2 protein-coding genes are annotated in these 2,149 nt (G+C 61.4%); both read left to right on the top strand.

Going from position 1 to position 2,149, the window contains the following annotated elements:
• Positions 1-150: 150 nt before the first annotated feature.
• A complete protein-coding gene (gene istA, locus MJ601_RS21700; RefSeq protein WP_242130469.1) occupies positions 151-1,413 on the top strand; it encodes an IS21 family transposase in 1,263 nt (420 codons plus the stop codon).
• On the top strand, positions 1,410-2,149 hold a 740-nt coding region (istB, locus tag MJ601_RS21705), incomplete at its 3' end, for an IS21-like element helper ATPase IstB (RefSeq protein ID WP_242130470.1). The genes istA and istB, both read left to right, overlap by 4 nt.

Consider the following 2,149-nt stretch of genomic DNA (forward strand, 5'->3'; position numbering starts at 1 on the left):
TGTCATCGGTCCTGCAATTCTCCGCAAAAGTGGGCTTTGAAAATTCCCTAGTTGGTGGCCCCTTCATCTCATTCTGCCGGGGCTAGCCCCGGCAGAATGAGATGAGCCGACATCGTCCTCATCTCCTTTGCAGACGCGGAGACGGGGCCGATGATCCGACTTGGAGAATTGATGATGATCCTCGAGTTACATCGGCAGGGCGTATCGATATCCGCCATCGCCCGACGCACTGGCCGCGATCCCAAGACCATCCGCAAATATATCGAGCGGGGTATCGAGGCCCCGGTTTACGGCCCGCGGATGTTGGGGCGGCCGAATAAGCTGGCGCCCTATCTGGAATTTCTGCGCGAGCGGGTGACGGCCTTTCCCGATCTGACGGCGGCGCGCCTGACACGGGAAATCCGTGAGTTGGGTTATATGGGCGCCTATACTGCGGTGAAGCGATTCCTGGCAGCGATCCGTCCGGAAAACGGCCCCAAGCCCTTCGAGGTTCGTTTCGAGACGCCGCCTGGCGTGCAGGCGCAGGTCGACTTCGCCCGGTTCGTCGTCGATTTTACCGATGAACCCGGCGTCAGCCGGATCGTCTGGCTGTTCAGCCTGGTGCTGGGGCATTCGCGCTTCCTGTTCGCGCGCTATGTCATGCACCAGGATCTCCAAACTCTGTTGCGCTGTCATATGCAGGCTTTTGAAACGATCGGCGGCGTACCGATCGAGATCCTCTACGATCGCATGAAAACGGCCGTGACCGGGGAAGATGATCAGGGCCACATCATCTACAATCGAGCATTGCTGGCTTTGGCGGGGCATTATCGCTTCGTTCCACGCGCCTGCCGCCCCTATCGGGCCAAGACCAAGGGAAAGGTCGAGCGGCCGTTCAGCTACATCCGCAAGGACTTCTTCCTGGGGCGCAGCTTCCGCAATCTGGAAGATCTCAACGTCCAGTTGATCGACTGGCTCGATACCGTCGCCAACGTCCGTGTCCACGGCACGACGCAGCGGATCATCGCCGACGCCTTTGCCGCCGAGCAGCCTGAGTTGCAGTTGCTCCCGGCGGGGCGCTTCGACGCGGTTCTGAAGCTGGAGCGCCGGGTCAGCCACGATGGAATGGTCTCTGTCGGCGGCAACTATTACAGCGTCCCCGACCGCTCCCGGCGCGTCGTCGAAATCCAGCAACTGCCCAACAAGATCCGGATCATCGACCTGGGCCAGGTCATTGCCGAGCATCCTGTTCTGGAGGGGCGCCGGCAATACAGGATCGATCCTGCGCATCGGACAGGTGGCAGCGGCGCCAAGCGTCGTCACCACGCAAAGGATGCAATCACCGTTGGCCGTATCGGCGAGCATGTCGCTGTGCGCTCCCTGGCAATCTATCAGGCGATCGGCAGCCAACTGGCGCGGGGAGAACGGCCATGAACCATGGGGGTGCCGCGTCCCGCGTCGATAATATCCGCCGCAGTCTGGTCCATCTCAAAATGCCGCGCGCCCTGGAAATGCTCGACGCCACCCTGCGCGGGATCGAGCAGGGTAAGATCGATGGCGTCGAGGCGATCGACATATTGCTAAACGAAGAACTGTCGTTGCGGGAGAACCGCAGGATCAAGGCGGCCCTGCGCATGGCAAGGCTCCCGATCATCAAGACGCTGGACGGATATGACTTCTCCTTCCAGCCATCGCTCGACCGCAACCGGATCCTGGCGCTCGCCGGCTTGGACTTCATCAACCGGGCCGAGGTCGTGCATCTGCTGGGGCCGCCGGGCACCGGGAAAAGCCACATCGCGACCGCCCTCGCGGTCGAAGCCGTGAAGGCAGGCAAGAGCGTCTACTTCATCCCGCTCGCCGATCTGATCGCAGCGCTGGCCAAGGCTGAACGCGAAGGCACGTTGCGCGAAAGAATCCGCTTCCTGTGCCGCTCCTCTCTGCTCGTCGTCGACGAGATCGGGTATCTCCCCGTTACGCCGGGTGGCGGAAACCTGTTCTTCCAACTCGTTAACGCCCGATACGAAAAGGGTGCCATGATCCTGACATCCAACCGTGGCTTTGCCGAATGGGGTGATGTCTTTGGCGATCCCGTGGTCGCCACCGCGCTTCTCGACCGCCTGCTTCACCACGCCGTGGTCATCCAGATCGAGGGATCCAGCTATCGCATGCG

This window comes from Sphingobium trunci (assembly GCF_022664535.1).
GTDB lineage: Bacteria > Pseudomonadota > Alphaproteobacteria > Sphingomonadales > Sphingomonadaceae > Sphingobium.

What these genes read in the sequence shown, in the direction of transcription:
- istA (WP_242130469.1), top strand. Translation starts at nt 151, where the DNA reads ATGATCCGACTTGGAGAATTGATGATGATCCTCGAGTTACATCGGCAG.